This is a genomic window from Arsenophonus nasoniae (assembly GCF_004768525.1).
In the GTDB taxonomy this organism is placed as follows: domain Bacteria; phylum Pseudomonadota; class Gammaproteobacteria; order Enterobacterales; family Enterobacteriaceae; genus Arsenophonus; species Arsenophonus nasoniae.
The window spans coordinates 3,718,789-3,735,902 of the sequence record NZ_CP038613.1; the positions used below are offsets into that span (position 1 = coordinate 3,718,789).

11 protein-coding genes and 3 pseudogenes are annotated in these 17,114 nt (G+C 30.1%); 4 read left to right on the forward strand and 10 right to left on the reverse strand.

What is annotated here, in order from left to right; genetic code table 11:
- Positions 1-11: 11 nt before the first annotated feature.
- From ArsFIN_RS18745 to ArsFIN_RS18775, 8 genes are all read right to left on the reverse strand, one after another.
- On the reverse strand, positions 12-548 hold the full coding sequence (locus tag ArsFIN_RS18745; protein WP_026823690.1) for a fimbrial protein: 537 nt from the start codon (positions 546-548) through the stop codon (positions 12-14).
- 1,132 nt (positions 549-1,680) lie between these two features.
- Positions 1,681-2,586 (reverse strand): hypothetical protein, encoded by a 906-nt coding sequence (locus ArsFIN_RS26560; RefSeq protein WP_026823689.1) that lies wholly within the window; start codon positions 2,584-2,586, stop codon positions 1,681-1,683.
- 453 nt (positions 2,587-3,039) lie between these two features.
- Positions 3,040-3,186 carry a hypothetical protein gene (locus ArsFIN_RS26565; RefSeq protein WP_167876711.1) on the reverse strand — a complete coding sequence of 49 codons (147 nt, stop codon included), beginning with the start codon at positions 3,184-3,186 and terminating at the stop codon, positions 3,040-3,042.
- Between the two features lie 399 nt (positions 3,187-3,585).
- Positions 3,586-3,924 (reverse strand): hypothetical protein, encoded by a 339-nt coding sequence (locus ArsFIN_RS18755; RefSeq protein ID WP_135678113.1) that lies wholly within the window; start codon positions 3,922-3,924, stop codon positions 3,586-3,588.
- 258 nt (positions 3,925-4,182) lie between these two features.
- A complete protein-coding gene (locus ArsFIN_RS26570; RefSeq protein WP_167876712.1) occupies positions 4,183-5,337 on the reverse strand; it encodes a hypothetical protein in 1,155 nt (384 codons plus the stop codon).
- Between the two features lie 702 nt (positions 5,338-6,039).
- Positions 6,040-6,884, reverse strand: a protein-coding gene (locus ArsFIN_RS18765; RefSeq protein WP_135677415.1) for an IS5 family transposase whose coding sequence is annotated in 2 segments (ribosomal slippage) — positions 6,040-6,539 and positions 6,539-6,884 — 846 coding nt in all. Because the reading frame shifts where the segments join, the coding sequence is not laid out codon by codon here.
- Between the two features lie 45 nt (positions 6,885-6,929).
- Positions 6,930-7,625, reverse strand: coding sequence for a hypothetical protein (locus ArsFIN_RS18770; protein ID WP_135678115.1), 696 nt, complete (start codon positions 7,623-7,625; stop codon positions 6,930-6,932).
- Between the two features lie 1,024 nt (positions 7,626-8,649).
- Entirely contained in the window at positions 8,650-8,940 is a 291-nt protein-coding gene (locus ArsFIN_RS18775; RefSeq protein ID WP_026823049.1) for a helix-turn-helix domain-containing protein, read from the reverse strand.
- 960 nt (positions 8,941-9,900) lie between these two features.
- Between ArsFIN_RS18775 and ArsFIN_RS18780 the strand changes: the two genes are divergently transcribed.
- The 4 genes and pseudogenes from ArsFIN_RS18780 (at position 9,901) to ArsFIN_RS18795 (ending at position 14,941) form a co-directional block, all read left to right on the forward strand.
- Positions 9,901-10,683, forward strand: coding sequence for a DUF1460 domain-containing protein (locus ArsFIN_RS18780; RefSeq protein WP_026823050.1), 783 nt, complete (start codon positions 9,901-9,903; stop codon positions 10,681-10,683).
- 967 nt (positions 10,684-11,650) lie between these two features.
- Positions 11,651-12,641, forward strand: a pseudogene (locus tag ArsFIN_RS18785) (hypothetical protein).
- A 118-nt stretch (positions 12,642-12,759) separates the two neighbouring features.
- A pseudogene (locus ArsFIN_RS18790) lies at positions 12,760-13,902 on the forward strand (DUF4056 domain-containing protein).
- A gap of 241 nt (positions 13,903-14,143) precedes the next feature.
- Positions 14,144-14,941 (forward strand): protein bax, encoded by a 798-nt coding sequence (locus ArsFIN_RS18795; protein ID WP_026823051.1) that lies wholly within the window; start codon positions 14,144-14,146, stop codon positions 14,939-14,941.
- A 132-nt stretch (positions 14,942-15,073) separates the two neighbouring features.
- Here ArsFIN_RS18795 and gntU read toward each other — a convergent pair whose 3' ends face one another.
- The gene (gntU, locus tag ArsFIN_RS18800) at positions 15,074-16,435 is read right to left on the reverse strand and encodes a gluconate transporter (RefSeq protein WP_026823052.1); all 1,362 of its coding nucleotides are present in this window, start codon (positions 16,433-16,435) and stop codon (positions 15,074-15,076) included.
- Positions 16,432-16,975: pseudogene (gntK, locus tag ArsFIN_RS18805) on the reverse strand (gluconokinase). Before gntK ends, gntU begins: the two are co-directional and overlap by 4 nt.
- Positions 16,976-17,114 lie beyond the last annotated feature (139 nt).

Below are 17,114 nucleotides of genomic sequence, written 5' to 3' on the forward strand. Positions count from 1 at the left end.
ATCAGCAGAAATTATAAATAACCTACAGTATACTCAACCATGGCTTTTACCTGGCCGGCCTTTGCATTACCATTTTCAGAAATATATTGCACCCCAAATGTATGAGAAGCTGTCGTTTCATCTTTTTTAAGTACTAAACCTGGAACACGAGTCACACCATTTAATACCACCGGCGTTGTCCCACTTTCATTGGTAGTAATCTGAATTGCAACATTCTCTGCCCCATTATCTGCAGGCGCGATGAGATTAGCTAAATTACCCGCAGTAGTTACATTATGACCTAGAAATTTTGTATTTACTTGCAGATCAGTTGTAGGAGCCGTGCAATTTTTTATTGTGACCGTAAATGGTGTTAAACCTGCTTTACTACCTGCACCTGATAACTGAGCTACAGAAACATTATTTAAAAGGACTATCGAATTAGTCTCTTTATTAACCTCGGTTTCACATGTTTGTGCACTTACTTCACCTTGGAAAGTAATTGTCGGAGCAGCATTAACAGCAACAGGAATAACACTAATAACTAGCAGCACTAATGGGAATTTCATAAATACCTCAATATTATTAATACAACTTCAATCTAGTATTATTTATAAAAAATAAAATATACTATTATGAAATAATTTCTTAACGGTAATATTTAATTTTATTAAATAAGAATAAATAGGTGAAAACACAGTAGCTGTAAATAAACACCTTATTTTATATTTGCTATTAAAGTGGTTTTGATAAATATAGTTTTAAATAAATTTATCGATAAAAAAATACTTACAGTTAATGAATGCTAAATCACTATCTGTAAGTTTTTTGAATTATGCAATTTTCAGTCGTCAATATCAATCATACTGAATAAAAAAGAAATAAATGTTTATTTTATTCATTAATATTAAATCCCATAAAACTATTTAACAACAACCATATAACCCAACAAAATCAATGGATTTAGTTTATTACACCTATATTTTTTAAAATTTCACTTATAAATAACAAAATACTCATTAAAATTAGCAAAATATTTTTCTTTTATAACACAGTAATTGACCATAACAATTTAATATCTAAGATAAATTTTACATTTTCAGTAATTTACAAAATCGTTTTTGCTAGTAGAAAAATACAATTCCCATCATTTGTTAATAAAATAAATTAATAATATATTCAATAATATAACTTTCTAAACAGTTTAACTTTTTGATATTATTAATAGAAAAATAAAATAAATGATAACTATCGGAATTGTCTGTAATTTTTTATATTAAGCAATAATTATTATTTTTGATTAATTCGACAAAGAATAAAAAAATATATTCTAATAAAAAAATACATTTTGTTACTTTTTAATAAACAGCACAAAATGCTAATTAATGTTCACAGATTAAAAATAAAATTCAATTATAATTATCACTATAAGTAATAGTTCAATTAAGTAACTTTATTTTTAATATTTCAAAGAGCAAACCGAAATAAAATGGCTCACATACTCAGACATAAACATTATGTAACATAGTCAATACAATAAAAATTTAGATAACTTTAAGAATTATTAAATCTATTTATCAGTTTACAATAGGTATAATATAGGCAGAATTACCATAATAAATTCTACCTATAAAGAAAAACTATCGTTTCAAATATAAAAATTTATAAACATATAAACGAGCAAATTCAATTATTGCCTTTTTAATTGTGATCATTTCTATGCGAGTTATTATTTACATTATTATTTACACTACCGTTAGGCCAAACAGAGTTGTTATTTAAATCGCCATTAGGCCAAACGGAGTTATTATTATTCTGGTTACCTCCCTGTCCACCACCATTGTTATTACCCTGGCTACCTCTATTCCTATTATCCTGCCCATTCCAGTTATTATTACCTTGCTCACCACCATTGTTACTACCATGGCCACCGCTATTGTTATTAGCTTGTCCACCACCATTGTTACTACCTTGGCCGCCGCTATTGTTATTAGCTTGTCCACCACCATTGTTACTACCTTGGCCGCCGCTATTGTTATTACCAATTGTCGTAACCTTAAAAGAATTTAAGAAAACCAAATTTTCTTTTGCCCAGCTTTTTGTATCATCGTAGAAAAGATTGCTTGCTCCAACCCTTCTCATAGCAACTTCGCCATTGCCTGTCGGGCCTATTTTATAAATTCTTATAGCAAATTTGTGTGTTATCGGATCCCAGCGTCCACTAGTCCAGCAAGTAGACGTAGCATCTAAATTATTAATCCAGCCCTTTGACGGAAAAAGCATTTTTCCACACATTGAATTAATACCCAATGCATAACCAATCCCGGCAATATTTGTCTTATATACTCTCATACCATCAATATCTGTAGCGAATTCACCATATGCTCTTCCACCAGTAGTCATATTTTTTACGTTAGAACACTGATAAGTTTTAATTGAATCGGTCGTGAATGTATCTAATAATGTACCTACAGGCATATCATCTGTCACAATAATATCTCTGCCATTAACCTTTATCTGTCCACCAATCTCTATACATTGAGCAAATACAGATGTGGTATAACCAAAAGTATAAGTAAGCAGCATAATTAAAGATAATTTTTTCATAACATGTTCCTTATTAAAATAGATTTCAAATGATGATTATTTAAAGCTATAACTAGATTTACTAATAAATAAATAGAAACAAACATCATATAATTTAATTTATTAATTAAAACTTCATTAAATTAAATAACATTAAATTTTACAACTTGCGATGAAACATAAATAGCTAGCTACCACAGCAAGATATTATTTAAGGAAAAACAGCTTATTTGCTTTATATTACTGGCTTAATATATTCATTATTATCAACATAATAATAAATCACACATAATTTACTTAATATTTCAATATAAAAAATTTTTATTTTATAATTTAGGCAAGCATTAAAAAATATAAAACACTATAACAAGAATAACTTACTACACATATACTTTAATAACCTTTTATACTAGATTAAAAATTATTATTATTGATGTTGGTGTTATGAACCATGTCATTATTTCCATTATTAGGCTAAATATGATTATGGTGATTGTCTTGATTACTATTTTTGCCTACTGTAGTAATGTTAAAGGCATTTAAAAATACTGGATTTTCTTCTGCCCAATTATTATGGTTATTATATGACAAAATAGTGGCACCGATTTCTTTCTTCGTCACAGTTCCATTTGCTGTTGGCCCTATTTTATAGATCCTGACCTCAAAATTATGAGTTATCCGATTCCAAGTATGACTAAACCAATAAGCAGCTATATTATCTATATTATCTATATTATCTATATTATCTATATTATCTATATTATCTATATTATCTATATTATCTATATTATCTATATTATCTATATTATCTATATTATCTATATTATCTATATTATCTATATTATCTATATTATCTATATTATCTATATTATCTATATTATCTATATTATCTATATTATCTATATTATCTATATTATCTATATTATCTATATTATCTATATTATCTATATTATCTATATTATCTATATTATCTATATTATCTATATTATCTATATTATCTTGCCAATCTTTAGCTGGAAATTACATATCACCACGATACATTGTTTGAACGCCAAGCGAATAACCAATCCCAGCAATATTGGTTTTATACACTCTGATACCATCTATAGTCGTTGCAAACTCACCATATATCTTTCCTCTGGTAGTCATATTTTTGGTATTGTTGTTATCACAATGGTAAGTTTGTAGTGAACCGATGGTAAAAGTGTCTAATAAAGTATCGAAAGGAGTATCATCATGTACAACTATATCTCTGCCATTTATTGTTAATGGCCCACCAACAGCAAGACATCCAGCAAAAGATAAAGCACAATAATCAAAACTGAATACAGCTAAAAGAATCAATAACACTTTTCTCATAAGCACCCCTTTTATTAAGTATATTTTCCGTAATTAAATCTTAACATTTGTAAATAAATTTAATAAAAATATATATTTTATATAAAAATTTTAGTATTTAAAATTTTATTGAAAAATAACATTAATTGTATTAGTTACTTTATGAATAGATATAGAAATAAAATACTTAGATTATTTAAAATATTAATAAAAATATTTTACCTGACTATTTTGATGAAAATCATAAACTATTATACTAAAAATATATTGCTATCTGAACTATAAATCATTATTTATTTTATCATTGGTGTTGTTATTGGTATTATCATTGGTGTTGTTATTGGTATTATCATTGGTGTTATTATTGGTATTATCATTGGTGTTGTTATTGGTATTATCATTGGTGTTATTATTGGTATTATCATTGGTGTTGTTATTGGTATTATCATTGGTGTTGTTATTGGTATTATCATTAGTGTTGTTATTGGTATTATCATTGGTGTTGTTATTGGCATTATCATTGGTGTTGTTATTGGTATTATCATTGGTGTTGTTATTGGTATTATCATTGGTGTTGTTATTGATATTATTATTGGTGTTGTTATTGATATTATTATTGGTGTTGTTATTAGCATTATTATTGATGTTATTATTGGTATTATTATTAGCATTGTTATTTGTATCTTTATTAATATCTATACTGTTATTATTAGGCCAAATATGTTGGTGATAATGTCGATGATAGTGTTGATGATGATGTTGAATATTGCCATTTAGTTTATTGTCATTTGATTTATTATCATTTGGCTTATTGCTATTATTTATCGTTGTTACTCTAAAACTATTTAAAAATACTGGATTTTCCTCAGCCCAGATACTGGTCTCTTTGTATGCCAAAATAGTTGCGCCAATTTGTTTTTTTTCAACAATTCCACTTGCGGTAGCTGCTATTTTATAGATCCTGACCTCAAAATTATGAGTTATCTGATTCCAAACCTTATTCGACCAACAAACGTCGATATTATTTACATTATCTCTCCAACCTTTAGTTGGGAAAACCATATCTGGGCACATTGTTTGAACACCCAGCGTATAACCAATTCCTGGGATATTTGTCTTATATACTCTAATCCCCTTTAACAGGGTCGCAAATTCACCATAGAGTTTGCCACCACTAATCATATTTTTAGTATTATTATCACAACGATAAGTCTTAAATGAACCTGATGTGAAAGTGGCTAACAAAGTACCATTAGGTGTATCATTTTGAACAATAATATCTCTTCCATTTATTGTCAGCGGTCCACTAATAGCATTACAGGCACCAAAACCAATGAAGCGATTGAAACTAAAAAAACCATTAAAATTAGCTAAACCAAAAGCTGTATAACCAAGACAAGTAATAATAAAAATAATTATCAATATAATCCTCATAAATTTTCCCTTCATTAAAATAGAGTTATAATTATTAATATTTAAAATAAAAAAATTATAATATAACTCAATTTTTAATTAATAATTTTATTAAAGTAGGGTTTATCAAAATAGAAAAATTTAAAACAATTTACAAATAATAATAGAAATGTTAAAAATATCAATTAATTATACATTCAACTAAGTTAATGTTATTTTAAACCATATATTCAATAGAGGTAGAGTTAAATCAATTGACTCTACCTTAGATTTTATAAATTACTATTGTAAGCTTTCATAGATATCTATTTACCAAAATAGTGATATTATTTTTAATGACTATAATGATAGTGAAACCTAATATTATTGGTATTACCACTTTTATTTATATTACTGCTTCTATTTGTATTACTACTTCTATTAGTATTAGTACTGTTATTCGTGTTAATACTACTATTGGTATTGGTACTGCGATTAGTATTATTACTACTATTCGTGTTACTACTACTATTTATATTAGTACTTTCATTGGCATTAGTACTTTCATTGGCATTAGTACTTTCATTAGCATTCGTACTCTCATTAGTATTAGCACTCTCATTGGTGTTAGTACTCTCATTGGTGTTAGTACTCTCATTGGTATTAGTACTATTATTGGTATTGTTATTACCTTCCTGCCCACTATTTCCATTTTGACCATCACTATTATCTAGGCTGTGTCCCTTAATTGCGTAATCGGCGGTAAAACAAGCGAATGCAGCCCAGTTTCACCATTGCTAGATAGTTTCTTGCCGTTTTTTCATAACGTGTAGCGATCCGGCGATATTCCTTTAAACGGCCAAAACACCTTTCCACAACGTTGCGATGGCGATAAGCATCACGATCAAGTTGCGAGCGTCCATCTGAAGCCAGTTTTTCATTTGATTTTCGGGGAATAACCGTTTTCATCCCTTTTCTTTTCAACTCGTTACGTAGCGCATTCCCAGAGTAGGCTTTGTCAGCCAGTACCGTATGACCACGACGCTTCATGCTGCCGTTCTGGCGTTGCACGCCAATGCCGTCCAGGAGTCGTAGCGCGAACAGGCTTTCGTGAGCCTGCCCAGCACTCAGTACGATGTTTAGCGGGATGCCGCTTCCGTCAGTCGCCATGTGGATTTTGGTGCCATAACCACCTCGTGAGCGACCCAAGCTGTTATCGTCGGTAATATCGGGATGTTTTTTTGAGCACCAGCCGCACATTTGAGAGCACGAATATTACTGCCATCCAGCGCAATGGCTGACCAGTCAACCAGTTCATGAGCATCAAGAAATGAAAGCAACTTATTGAAAATAATGTTAATAGTTCCATCCTTTGACCATCTGTTGAAACGGTTATAAACGGTTTTCCATGGGCCGTAACGTTCAGGTAAATCACGCCATGGGGCGCCTGAACACAGTATCCAGAACATGCCGTTGACGATTTTGCGATGTTCTGCCCACGGCCGACCGACCCGCGAAGATGTCAAAACGGTTGGCAACAAGGGCTCAATGATTGCCCATGCTTCATCAGAAAGATCGTAGCGAGCCATAATTCAAAGTATCGTAGAAACAGATGGATACTATAGCTCAAGCAATTAAGGGACACAGCCTAGTGAGCCATTATTATTATCTTGCCCACTACTATTACCTTCCTGCCCACTATTTCCATTTTGGCCACCACTATTATCAATTGAACCATTGTTATTCGGCTTACTATCATTATTATTCAACGTCACCACTCTAAAATTACTTAAAAAAATTGAATTTTCATGGGCCAATGTATTTTGGTTATTAAATGCTAAAATAGTGGCTCCAATTTTTTTCTTTTCGACAATACCACTTCCTGTAGTAGGGCCTATTTTATAGATCCGAACATCAAAATTATGTGTTATCTGATTCCAAATATCTTCATTCCAACAAGTCGCGATATTATCTAAATCTCCTCTCCAACCTTCAGTAGGAAATGATAAATCACCACACATCGATTGGACCCCAAACGAATAACCGATATCCTCTATATTAGTTTTATATACTCTAATTCCATCTATATAGGTAGCAAATTCACCATAAGCTTTTCCCCCTGTTCGCATATTTGCTGTATTATTATCATCACAACGATAAGTTTGAAAAGAACCTAATGAAAAAGTATCTAATAGAGTTGAAACAGGCGTTTCATTTTTTACAATAATATCTCTTCCACTTATTGTTAGTAGTCCAGCAACAGCGCTACATTTCGCAAAGGCTAAATTCATACAATAAAAATTACAGATAATAAAATTAATTAATAACATGATCCTCATATGTGTTTTCCTTTTTTAAATAATATTAAAATTATTAATAATAATAAATAAATTCACCACAATTTATAAATTAAATTATACATTTCAAATCAACTATTATATTAAAAACTAATCTATTAATTCATATGCCATTAGATTAAACGCACTAAATATTATATATCTATATATAAAATATTAAATATAATGAAAATGTTATTCGATTATCAAAACAGCTAAATTAATTTAGCTTTGTTATAATTAAAGGTATTAAGAAAGTAATCAGAATGACCTTAACTATTTTTCAATAATAATTAATTTCCTATTCAATATATTTATACAAAAATAAATTCTTATGTTAGTAAAAAAATAAAAATATATTCAATTAGAAACCTTATTACTTATTAACATCATTCTCATTATAACTGTGGACTAAGATATCTTATTTATACTAGTAACAAAAGCACTATCTGACAATTACCTAAAAATATTATATGTAACAATAAATTATACAAATTTACTTTTAAATCATAGTATTATATTATTATAATTAACGGTTAATAATAGTTTTATTTTTTATCTTTATCAGCCAGATATTTCTACCGAGAGAATAGATTTATTTATTCCATGTATATAAAATCCTAACAACTCAATATTTATATTCTATGATTATTTTATTTTTCAATTTTTATAGAAATAAATATAGTAAAAAATATAGTAAAAAATATATTATATGGTTTTTAGCATACAAGACTGAATTTATTATTTTTTTATATTAAATCATAATCAAAATAGAATAAAAACATTTATACAGGACAAAATTTATTAAATTAAAATTTTAATTTTTTAAAGATTTAATATGATTAATTGCATGAATATTTATATTAACACATAGTTATTCAATATTGCATTATAGCCAAATCTATATTATCAAATAATAGTACTATTGACTATTGTAAAAATTAATTGACAAAATATAGTAATTTTAAAAATAAAATATCTTAAATAAAATACAAAGCTAAATATAATCTGTATTTAATCATTCTAAAATAATACTTTCTGCTAACAAGGAAAATTCATCAGATTGGGCATTACTCTGCTTCTTTTTTGATTCGTTTTCTATTAGTTCAGCAAAAAATGAATCAATTGGTATATTTAACGCTTGAGTAATTGAATATAATGTATTTACTTTAATGTCATTGACACCACGTTCATAACGTGAGAGTGGTTGTTGGCTAACCCCGATTTTTTTAGCTAATAATTCTCCAGATAATCCTTTTTCTTTTCGTTTAAATTTAATCATCTTACCAATATTTATACTAATACTCATATATTATCCTTATTCAGAGATAAAAATTATTACTAGTAAACAAGACTTAGTCTAAATAATAAATAACGTCATTATTTACTCTTCTTAATATAGAAAAATCAACTACAACTTACCACCTCTTGACTAACAAATGATCAACCTTAATAGTATAATAGTTATTCTATTTTCAATGTGTTAATATGAAATTTTATCCAATCATTTTCAATAAACAACCAGTAATATAAAAAATATGATATTTAGTATACAGTTTTCGTATCATAATAAAATTTTTCACCTAACCTATAGTATAGCTAAGATTATTATTATTTAATAAATCATTAATAAACATACCTTAACAATACTTAACCTATAATATCGTCACTTATAATCATAAAAAGTGATTTTTTTTAATGACTTATCTATTAAACAGCAGTGCGATGGTTTTCTAAAAAACTATACCAAATTACATTAATAACTATCGATATGCTATTAATTGCACAATCATCACATTATATAAACAATAATTACATCATTATTTATTAAATTAATATAAAATTATTTTTTTCTAACATTCTTAAGTTTTATAAAATGAACCATTAACTATAAAAAATCCATATAGTAATATAAAATCATAGCTAAATACAAACTCAATCTTATCTATCGCCAATAATCAATATTTTTTAAATTGATACTATTTATTATTTTCATCTCTTTCAACCAACTAACAATAATGAAAATATATATAAAATAACTTACATATAAAAGCAACTAAGATTGGTTATAACAATATATCATTTCAAATAAAATCATATTGTTAATTAATTTTATATAAATAAAAATTTATATTATTTCATTATTATTTATATCATAAAGTTATATAATAAAACTAAAAGTTATTAATCAAATAAAACAATATATTTATCAATTTTATAAAAACCTGATATCATTTACGATCAATAGTATGGCGATAAGGAAGTTTGTATGCTCAAATCCATTGTTTTGTTCTTAACATTAATTTTATCCAGTCACGCTGTAGCCTATAACATAGAAATTGATAAAAAAACGGAACAAGAATTGGATAAAATAATCTCGACCAAAGTTATTCCTAATCAACATGCTGAAAGAAGCTTTCTATTAAATGAAATATCAGCATCTTTCCTAGATACACCTTATCAGGCTAATACACTTATCGGCTCACCTATTATACCAGAAGATCTCGTTGTCAATTTCAATGGTGTTGACTGTTTCACTTTACTTGATTACATACAAGCCATTAGTCATTCAACCAGCAAACAAACATTTTTAGAAAATCTGAAAAATACACGCTATATAGATAGCAATGTTAGTTACTTAAAAAGAAAGCATTTCTTCTCTGATTGGTTTGCTAATTCTCCACAAAATGCTAATGATATTACGAATAAAATAAGTGATAACTATATCACCGTAACCAAACATCTTAATCTTAAATCCGATGGGGGCAAATTTATTCCTAATTTAAACATCATCGAGCGCAAAATTAATTATATTCCATCAGAAAAAGTAAACTCACACACATTACAAAAATTACAAACTGGAGATTACATAGGAATTTATTCAAAACTGGATGGCTTAGATGTTTCTCATGTCGGCATGGTTATTAAAAAAGGAGAACAAATTTATTTTCGGAACGCTTCATCCCTCACAAAAAATATGAAAGTTGTTGATATACCTCTACTAGATTATATTCGCTCACGGCCAGGCATTATTGTTTTGCGTTCTATTTAACAGTTTAAATTTTGATTCATACTCTTTGATATAATAAGTTCAAAGAGTATCTATCTTTTTAAAAATAATAGTAAAAAACCACTCATCAAAATAAATAAATGCATTTATTCTAGTCAGCCACTTCAACACTCACTCTCAATAATTTAAAATTAGACAAATAAATTAACAATAATACAAATAAGAAAATTTAAAATAAAAAAGCTACTATTTTTATAGTAAAAAGCACTAACACGATAAAATTTCTACTATTAAGAGCAAAATAACGCATCCAATATTAGATAAGTTAAAGACATCTTATATTGAAAAAATGCCCCCATCAAAAAAAGTAACCATAGTAATTATCAAATAGATAACTAATTAAGCAATCGATAAAATTAATACACTGCTGTTTCTGTTATTTTTTAATGAACTCAAATGATTGTCTACCTTGAGTCTAATCAAAAAACATTTAAATAACATTTATTAAAATAATTTCAAAATATATTTACATATTCACCACTAAAAAACCCAATTTCTACTACAATCATCTGATGAAACTAATCATCATAGGATTTATTCACATTATCATGGCACATTTAAACAAGTTTTATATGTTTTAGTTAATTAAAATTTAAAAAATAGATAATCATAAATACAAGTTAATTTTGATATGACTATAGCCCATCAATCAGAGTTATATTTTTCATAAAAAAAAATTTATAGGATTTTCATGAAGAAATAGAATAATTTGATTTTCTATATTGAAAATATAATCTGAATGCTTTTAACTACAAAAACTGACCATAATTAAAAAAATATTCGACAATAATTTATATTTCTACAAATTTATAGGATATGCAATGTGACTAACAAAAATATTTAATAAATAACAATATAGCTGGGTCACTCTGCTTAATCAAAGTCAGCTATTCCGGTTTGCTACTCTACTTTTTAAACATTTTACATATTAAATGGTGTCCTTAAATCAATGAAATCTATTCACCTTTATAAAATATTGTTACTAATAACGACTTTTACTCTCCCATACTCCAGTTTTGCACAAGAGCGGCCATTATTGTCAATCACGGTAAATGAGTCCTCTTATCAGCAGCAACGAGATGATGATCTATCCCGGCCAGCGGTACAAAGTGAGTCCCGTATTTTGCCAATTTGGGGTAATGGGTAATGAAGCACGAGCTAGCGGTTATGTTCTACCTGAACCATTTGGTATTGGTTATGGCTATATGAACCTACGGCAGGACGTAGTCGTAGATAAAATTAATTTTATCTCACCAAAATACCCAGGATTTTCTGATTTAATAACAATAAATGCCGGCCATACCCGCGAGAAAAATGAATCCCATATGTTAAAATTAGATACTTGGATATTACCTTTTTTAAATATATATGGCGTTTACGGCAAAACCAAAGGTTCCTCGAAAACCAGATTGGCTGGCGTTTATTTGGCGGGGGCAGAACTAGATTTTGCACGAAATATGCCTTTCGTATTAGATTTTGAAGGGAAAACCTACGGTGGTGGCGTTGTTCTTGCCGGTGGGTATAAGCAATTCTTTGCTACCTTAGATGCAAATTATACGCGCACTAACCTTGATATTTTAGACGGCGATATCAGTGCGTTAGTTATCACGCCGCGCATCGGCTACGAGTTCACTTTTCAACCTTTATTATCAGGTCAAGGTAATACCAAAGTACAAGTTTGGTTAGGTGCAATGTACCAGGATATAACTCAACGCTTTAAAGGTAATATTAGTAACCTGAATCTACCCGAGGAATTCGCTAGCTTAGTTAAATTGCTCGATGATCCTAATATGAAATTTGATGTTAAACAACATCTAGCACACAAATGGAATAGCACGATTGGTGCGAGAATAGAAATTACTCGTCACTTTAATATCTTATCTGAAGTAGGATTTAATAATCGCAATAGTTTTTATATCTCGGGCGAATTACGTTTTTAAATAAAATAACATTACTAATTAAGTTGATTGCTTTATGTACTTCTGGCCGATACCATCAATCTTCAAAAAAGATAATTCAGCTAAACAGAATGGATTACTGTATGTGAAAAATTGGAGGTTGAATTTGAAATTATTTATTCAGGTCATCAGTTTTTGCATTTTCTTAATCAGTTGTAAAGAAAATACGACAACTTCAATAACCATACAGCCAGTACTAAAAACAGAAACTGACGAAGAAGCACATAGGGTTTGGCCTGTTATGCAATCAATAGCACCACCGTAAGGCTTAAGACCTTGTTGTGCTTTTGGCTATAACCTTAAAGTTAAACTGTGGCAAATACCAATCCCTTTTTATCGAATTGATAATATTGTTGAAGCAAACAAACTAGGTGAACATCATTACAATGATAGCTTTTGGGGAACTTTGACAGCACTTAGCGGACTTAGTAAAGAAAAATTAGGCCTTATTTATACTGAAAAAGGCGGCTTTATTGACATTGCCCATGTAAAAGATACCGCAGATTATACCTTATATCTTTTTACTGAAATTTTTGCTCATCTGGGAGAAAATTATCAAATTCAACTGGATGATGAATTAGCTGCCAGAAAAATACAACTTTTTGTGTCTAAACTATCAATCTCCTATATTGAACGTTATACATTAAGTGCTTATCTCGCTGCTGAATTAGCGTTTGAATTAGCTGCCTGGCATGAAATTGCTCAAAGTTATGGCTATGAATCGGTACCTGGTTTTTCTGAAGGCATTTCCGCTTTTTCACCTGAAGATCTCTATTCCAACCTGTTAGGTGCTCGTATTGCCCTTACACTGATTTTACAAGGTCAAGCAAGTTCAGTGTCACAATTTAGTGCTGGTATGACTAAAACATTACCATCAGCATTAAAAGAATTAGGCGCATACGCTAAAAACGAAACTCAACAAATGTTCGATCAAGTCGATAGTCTATGGTGGAATAGCAAAATGCATGTCCCTGATAAATTTTTGCTCCTAAAACGAGATTATGAAACCAGTAGTACCCGTATGCCAGTCATGCCACTAAAAAATATCCAATACGGGCACAAACTGTCACTTCCGCAGAATTATAAGCACTATAAATTAGCCCAATTTGCGCAACTACAGCTGTGGCCAACAAAATTTTCTACTGTATTACCCGCTAAAAAAGGTTATTGGACGCGTGAAGACTTTCCACAAATAGCGAAATTTACTGAAATTCGCGATAATTTGGAATTAGAGCAGCAATAAAATCATTAATTTTGGCTAAAAATAGAGTAGTTCCCCATGTAATTGATTAAATAACTTTAACTATATTAAATCTCATTAAAATTTAACTTATTGTAAAATAACAATAAAATTATTTTTCATTAAAATTAACAAATTAAAACTAAAGTATAACTAATAAATGGCTAATAATAAGTAGCACTTGTTAAATTTATCTGCTAGGATTTGTGCAATTTTTGTTCAACTTGAAACGAGGAGAAGCGCCATGCCCTCTCGAACGATGAGGACTAACGCCGTCTTCGCTTTCTTGATGTTATTGTTATCAACTAGTTTTAGTTATTCATCAACCAGTACGAGTTTGTCTCTAAATGAGTATTATCACAAACCTGTGCAGACAAAAGAACTAACCCGTCTGCCTGATATGCGAAAATATCCATCAGGAGCGGCTCGCAAGAAAGCGTTTTTAAAAGCAATTGTCCCAATTATTGAAAAATATAACTACAAGATCATGCAAGATCGCCAGTGGTTATTATCCAAGCGTTACAATAAAAATTGGAACGCCGCTGACAAACAACGACTAAATCAGATTTGCACCAGTTATAATATACAATGCAGTTCACCTGCTAGCTTAAACTGGAACAATCTACTAAGTCGTGTGGATATTATTCCTACCCATTTTGTTGTTACCCAAGCAGCAACAGAATCAGGTTGGGGGGCTTCTGGATTAGCACAGAAAAATAATAACTTGTTTGGCATGAAATGCGGTCGTAAGTGTACCTATAGCAAAGGTACCATCAAAGGCTATGCGGTATATTCATCTATCGATGCATCTGTCAATGCATACTTAAGAAATTTGAATACCAATAACGCATATCAATTATTACGCAATTCACGCGCACAGCAACGTAGAACTCAGAATTCATTAAATACCAGTGTATTAATTGACCATCTGAAAAATTACTCACAACTTGGAAGAGAATATAATCGTTATTTACAACAGATGTTCTCAAGTAACGAAGAATTAATCACCCAAGTTCAACAGAATATGCCAAAGCATATTTGATCAACTTTGCTGTAATAATTACTAAAAATAAAATCCATACATTTATCGTGTATGGATTTTATTATTTTTTAACATAAACACACTGATCGCTACCAGAATAGCATCATTTAAAATCCATTTTATTTGCTAACTTCAAAGAAAAACAAAAAATAGCATCCCTACAATCGCACCAACTGTGCCTAAAATGGTTTCCATTAAAGTCCAAGTTTTTAATGTTTGGGCCTCAGTAGCACCAGTAAATTTACTAAATAACCAAAATCCAGAGTCATTTACATGACTTAATACAATTGATCCGCCAGAAATACAAACAGCCAAAGCAGCTAATTGAGCGCCAGAATAGCCAAACTCACTAATAACGGGCAATATAAGTCCAATAGTTGTTAAACAAGCTACTGTTGCTGAACCTTGAATAATACGTACAGCCCCCGCTAAGACAAAACAGGCCAATACGATTGGTAAACCTGTATTCATTAACGCATTACCCAATACTGGCCCAACCCCTGAATTTATTAAAATTTGCTTAAAAACGCCTCCGGCGCCTGTGATGAGTAAAATAATTCCTGCCGGTTGAATCGCTGCTGAGCAGATCTCCATCACTTTTTCTCTATTCATACCATAGCGAAACCCTAAACTATAGATAGCCAATAAACAAGCTAACAGCAATGCTATAAATGGGTGGCCAATAAATTCTAACCATTGCTCTGCAATAGAATCTTTTACCAAAAAATAATTACTTAATGTTTTCAATCCTACCAATGCTAAAGGAAATAGTACGATTAATAAGCTGAACATAAAACTCGGCATTTTGCCTTTTTTGCTCTCATTTCCTTGATAATTTTCAGGTAACGCAATAAAAACATGCTGGCTAATAAAATTACCAAATAATGGCCCGGCGATAAGCATTGCAGGAATAGCTGCGCATATGCCAATCAAAATCATCCAACCAAAATCAGCATTCATCTGAGATGCAACTAACATAGGCGTTGGACCTGGAAGTAAAAATGCAGCGGCAGCAGCTACACCGGCAAAGAGTGGTATAGCTGTTTTAACAACATTGCCACCTAAACGGTTAGTAATGGTGAAAACAATACCAATTAATAATACGATTGCGACATCAAAAAAAAGTGGCAATGCACAAACCAATCCTGTAATACCAATGGCTAAATTAGTTCGTTTTTCACCAAAACAAGTGATTAATTTGATGGCAATTTGCTCTAATGCGCCCGTTTCATGAAGTATTCGGCCAAACATTGCGCCTAAAGCCACGACAATTGCCAAGAACCCTAATGTTCCTGCCATACCTTCTTGCATTGTTTCTATAATTTTTTTAACCGGCATGCCAGAAAACAGTCCCGCTAAAATAGAAACCACCATCAATGCAATGAAAGCATGTAATCTTGCATACATAACCAGAAACAACAATAAAAAGACAGCGCCTGCAGCAGTCAATGTCAACATCAGCATATTTAATGTTTCAGGTATAGGCGTGTTCATCTATTTTCCTTAGTAATAATTTCATCAATTAATTTTACTGTATTATCAATAACCTCAACTAATGGTGGCTTAATATCGATGACATACACATCTTTTTCATCATTACTAGGTACTTCTAAAGTGTCAAACTGTGAGACCAACATATTTGGTTTGAAAAAATGATTTTTACGCTTTTTTAATCGGCCTTCTATTAATTTAAAATCTCCTTCAAGATAAAAAAATGACAGAATGCTGGTTTCCATTTCTTAAAATATCTCGATATTTTTTTTTCAAAGCGGAACAAACAATCAAAGAAACACTGTTTGTTCTTTGCATAGCAAAAATAGCATCACTCAATGCCTTAAGCCAAGGCAGTCGATCAGAATCATTCAAAGCATGGCCATCCGACATCTTGTTAATATTGGCGCGAGGATGCAAAAAATCACCATCTAAAAACGCTGCTCCTGTTTTCTGAGCGATCCCTCTCGCAACTGCAGATTTACCACTACCAGATACCCCCATAAGTATAAAAACATGGTGTATTTTTTTGGTATCACTCATTAAAAACTCCGTTAAAAAATCAGGCAATATATAAAATGTTACTGATAATTATCAGTTATAAAAAAATAATATAATAGATTTGTGATAGGAATCTCAGTAAAGCGGAAGATCTGATCGCAAGTAAAACTCGTTATCAATT

Bases quoted from the DNA above. Each gene is read 5' to 3' on its own strand.
- ArsFIN_RS18745 (WP_026823690.1), bottom strand. From the start codon at position 548: ATGAAATTCCCATTAGTGCTGCTAGTTATTAGTGTTATTCCTGTTGCT.
- ArsFIN_RS26560 (WP_026823689.1), bottom strand. From the start codon at position 2,586: ATGAAAAAATTATCTTTAATTATGCTGCTTACTTATACTTTTGGTTAT.
- ArsFIN_RS18755 (WP_135678113.1), bottom strand. From the start codon at position 3,924: ATGAGAAAAGTGTTATTGATTCTTTTAGCTGTATTCAGTTTTGATTAT.
- ArsFIN_RS26570 (WP_167876712.1), bottom strand. From the start codon at position 5,337: ATGAGGATTATATTGATAATTATTTTTATTATTACTTGTCTTGGTTAT.
- ArsFIN_RS18770 (WP_135678115.1), bottom strand. From the start codon at position 7,625: ATGTTATTAATTAATTTTATTATCTGTAATTTTTATTGTATGAATTTA.
- ArsFIN_RS18775 (WP_026823049.1), bottom strand. From the start codon at position 8,940: ATGAGTATTAGTATAAATATTGGTAAGATGATTAAATTTAAACGAAAA.
- ArsFIN_RS18780 (WP_026823050.1), top strand. From the start codon at position 9,901: ATGCTCAAATCCATTGTTTTGTTCTTAACATTAATTTTATCCAGTCAC.
- ArsFIN_RS18795 (WP_026823051.1), top strand. From the start codon at position 14,144: ATGCCCTCTCGAACGATGAGGACTAACGCCGTCTTCGCTTTCTTGATG.
- gntU (WP_026823052.1), bottom strand. From the start codon at position 16,435: ATGAACACGCCTATACCTGAAACATTAAATATGCTGATGTTGACATTG.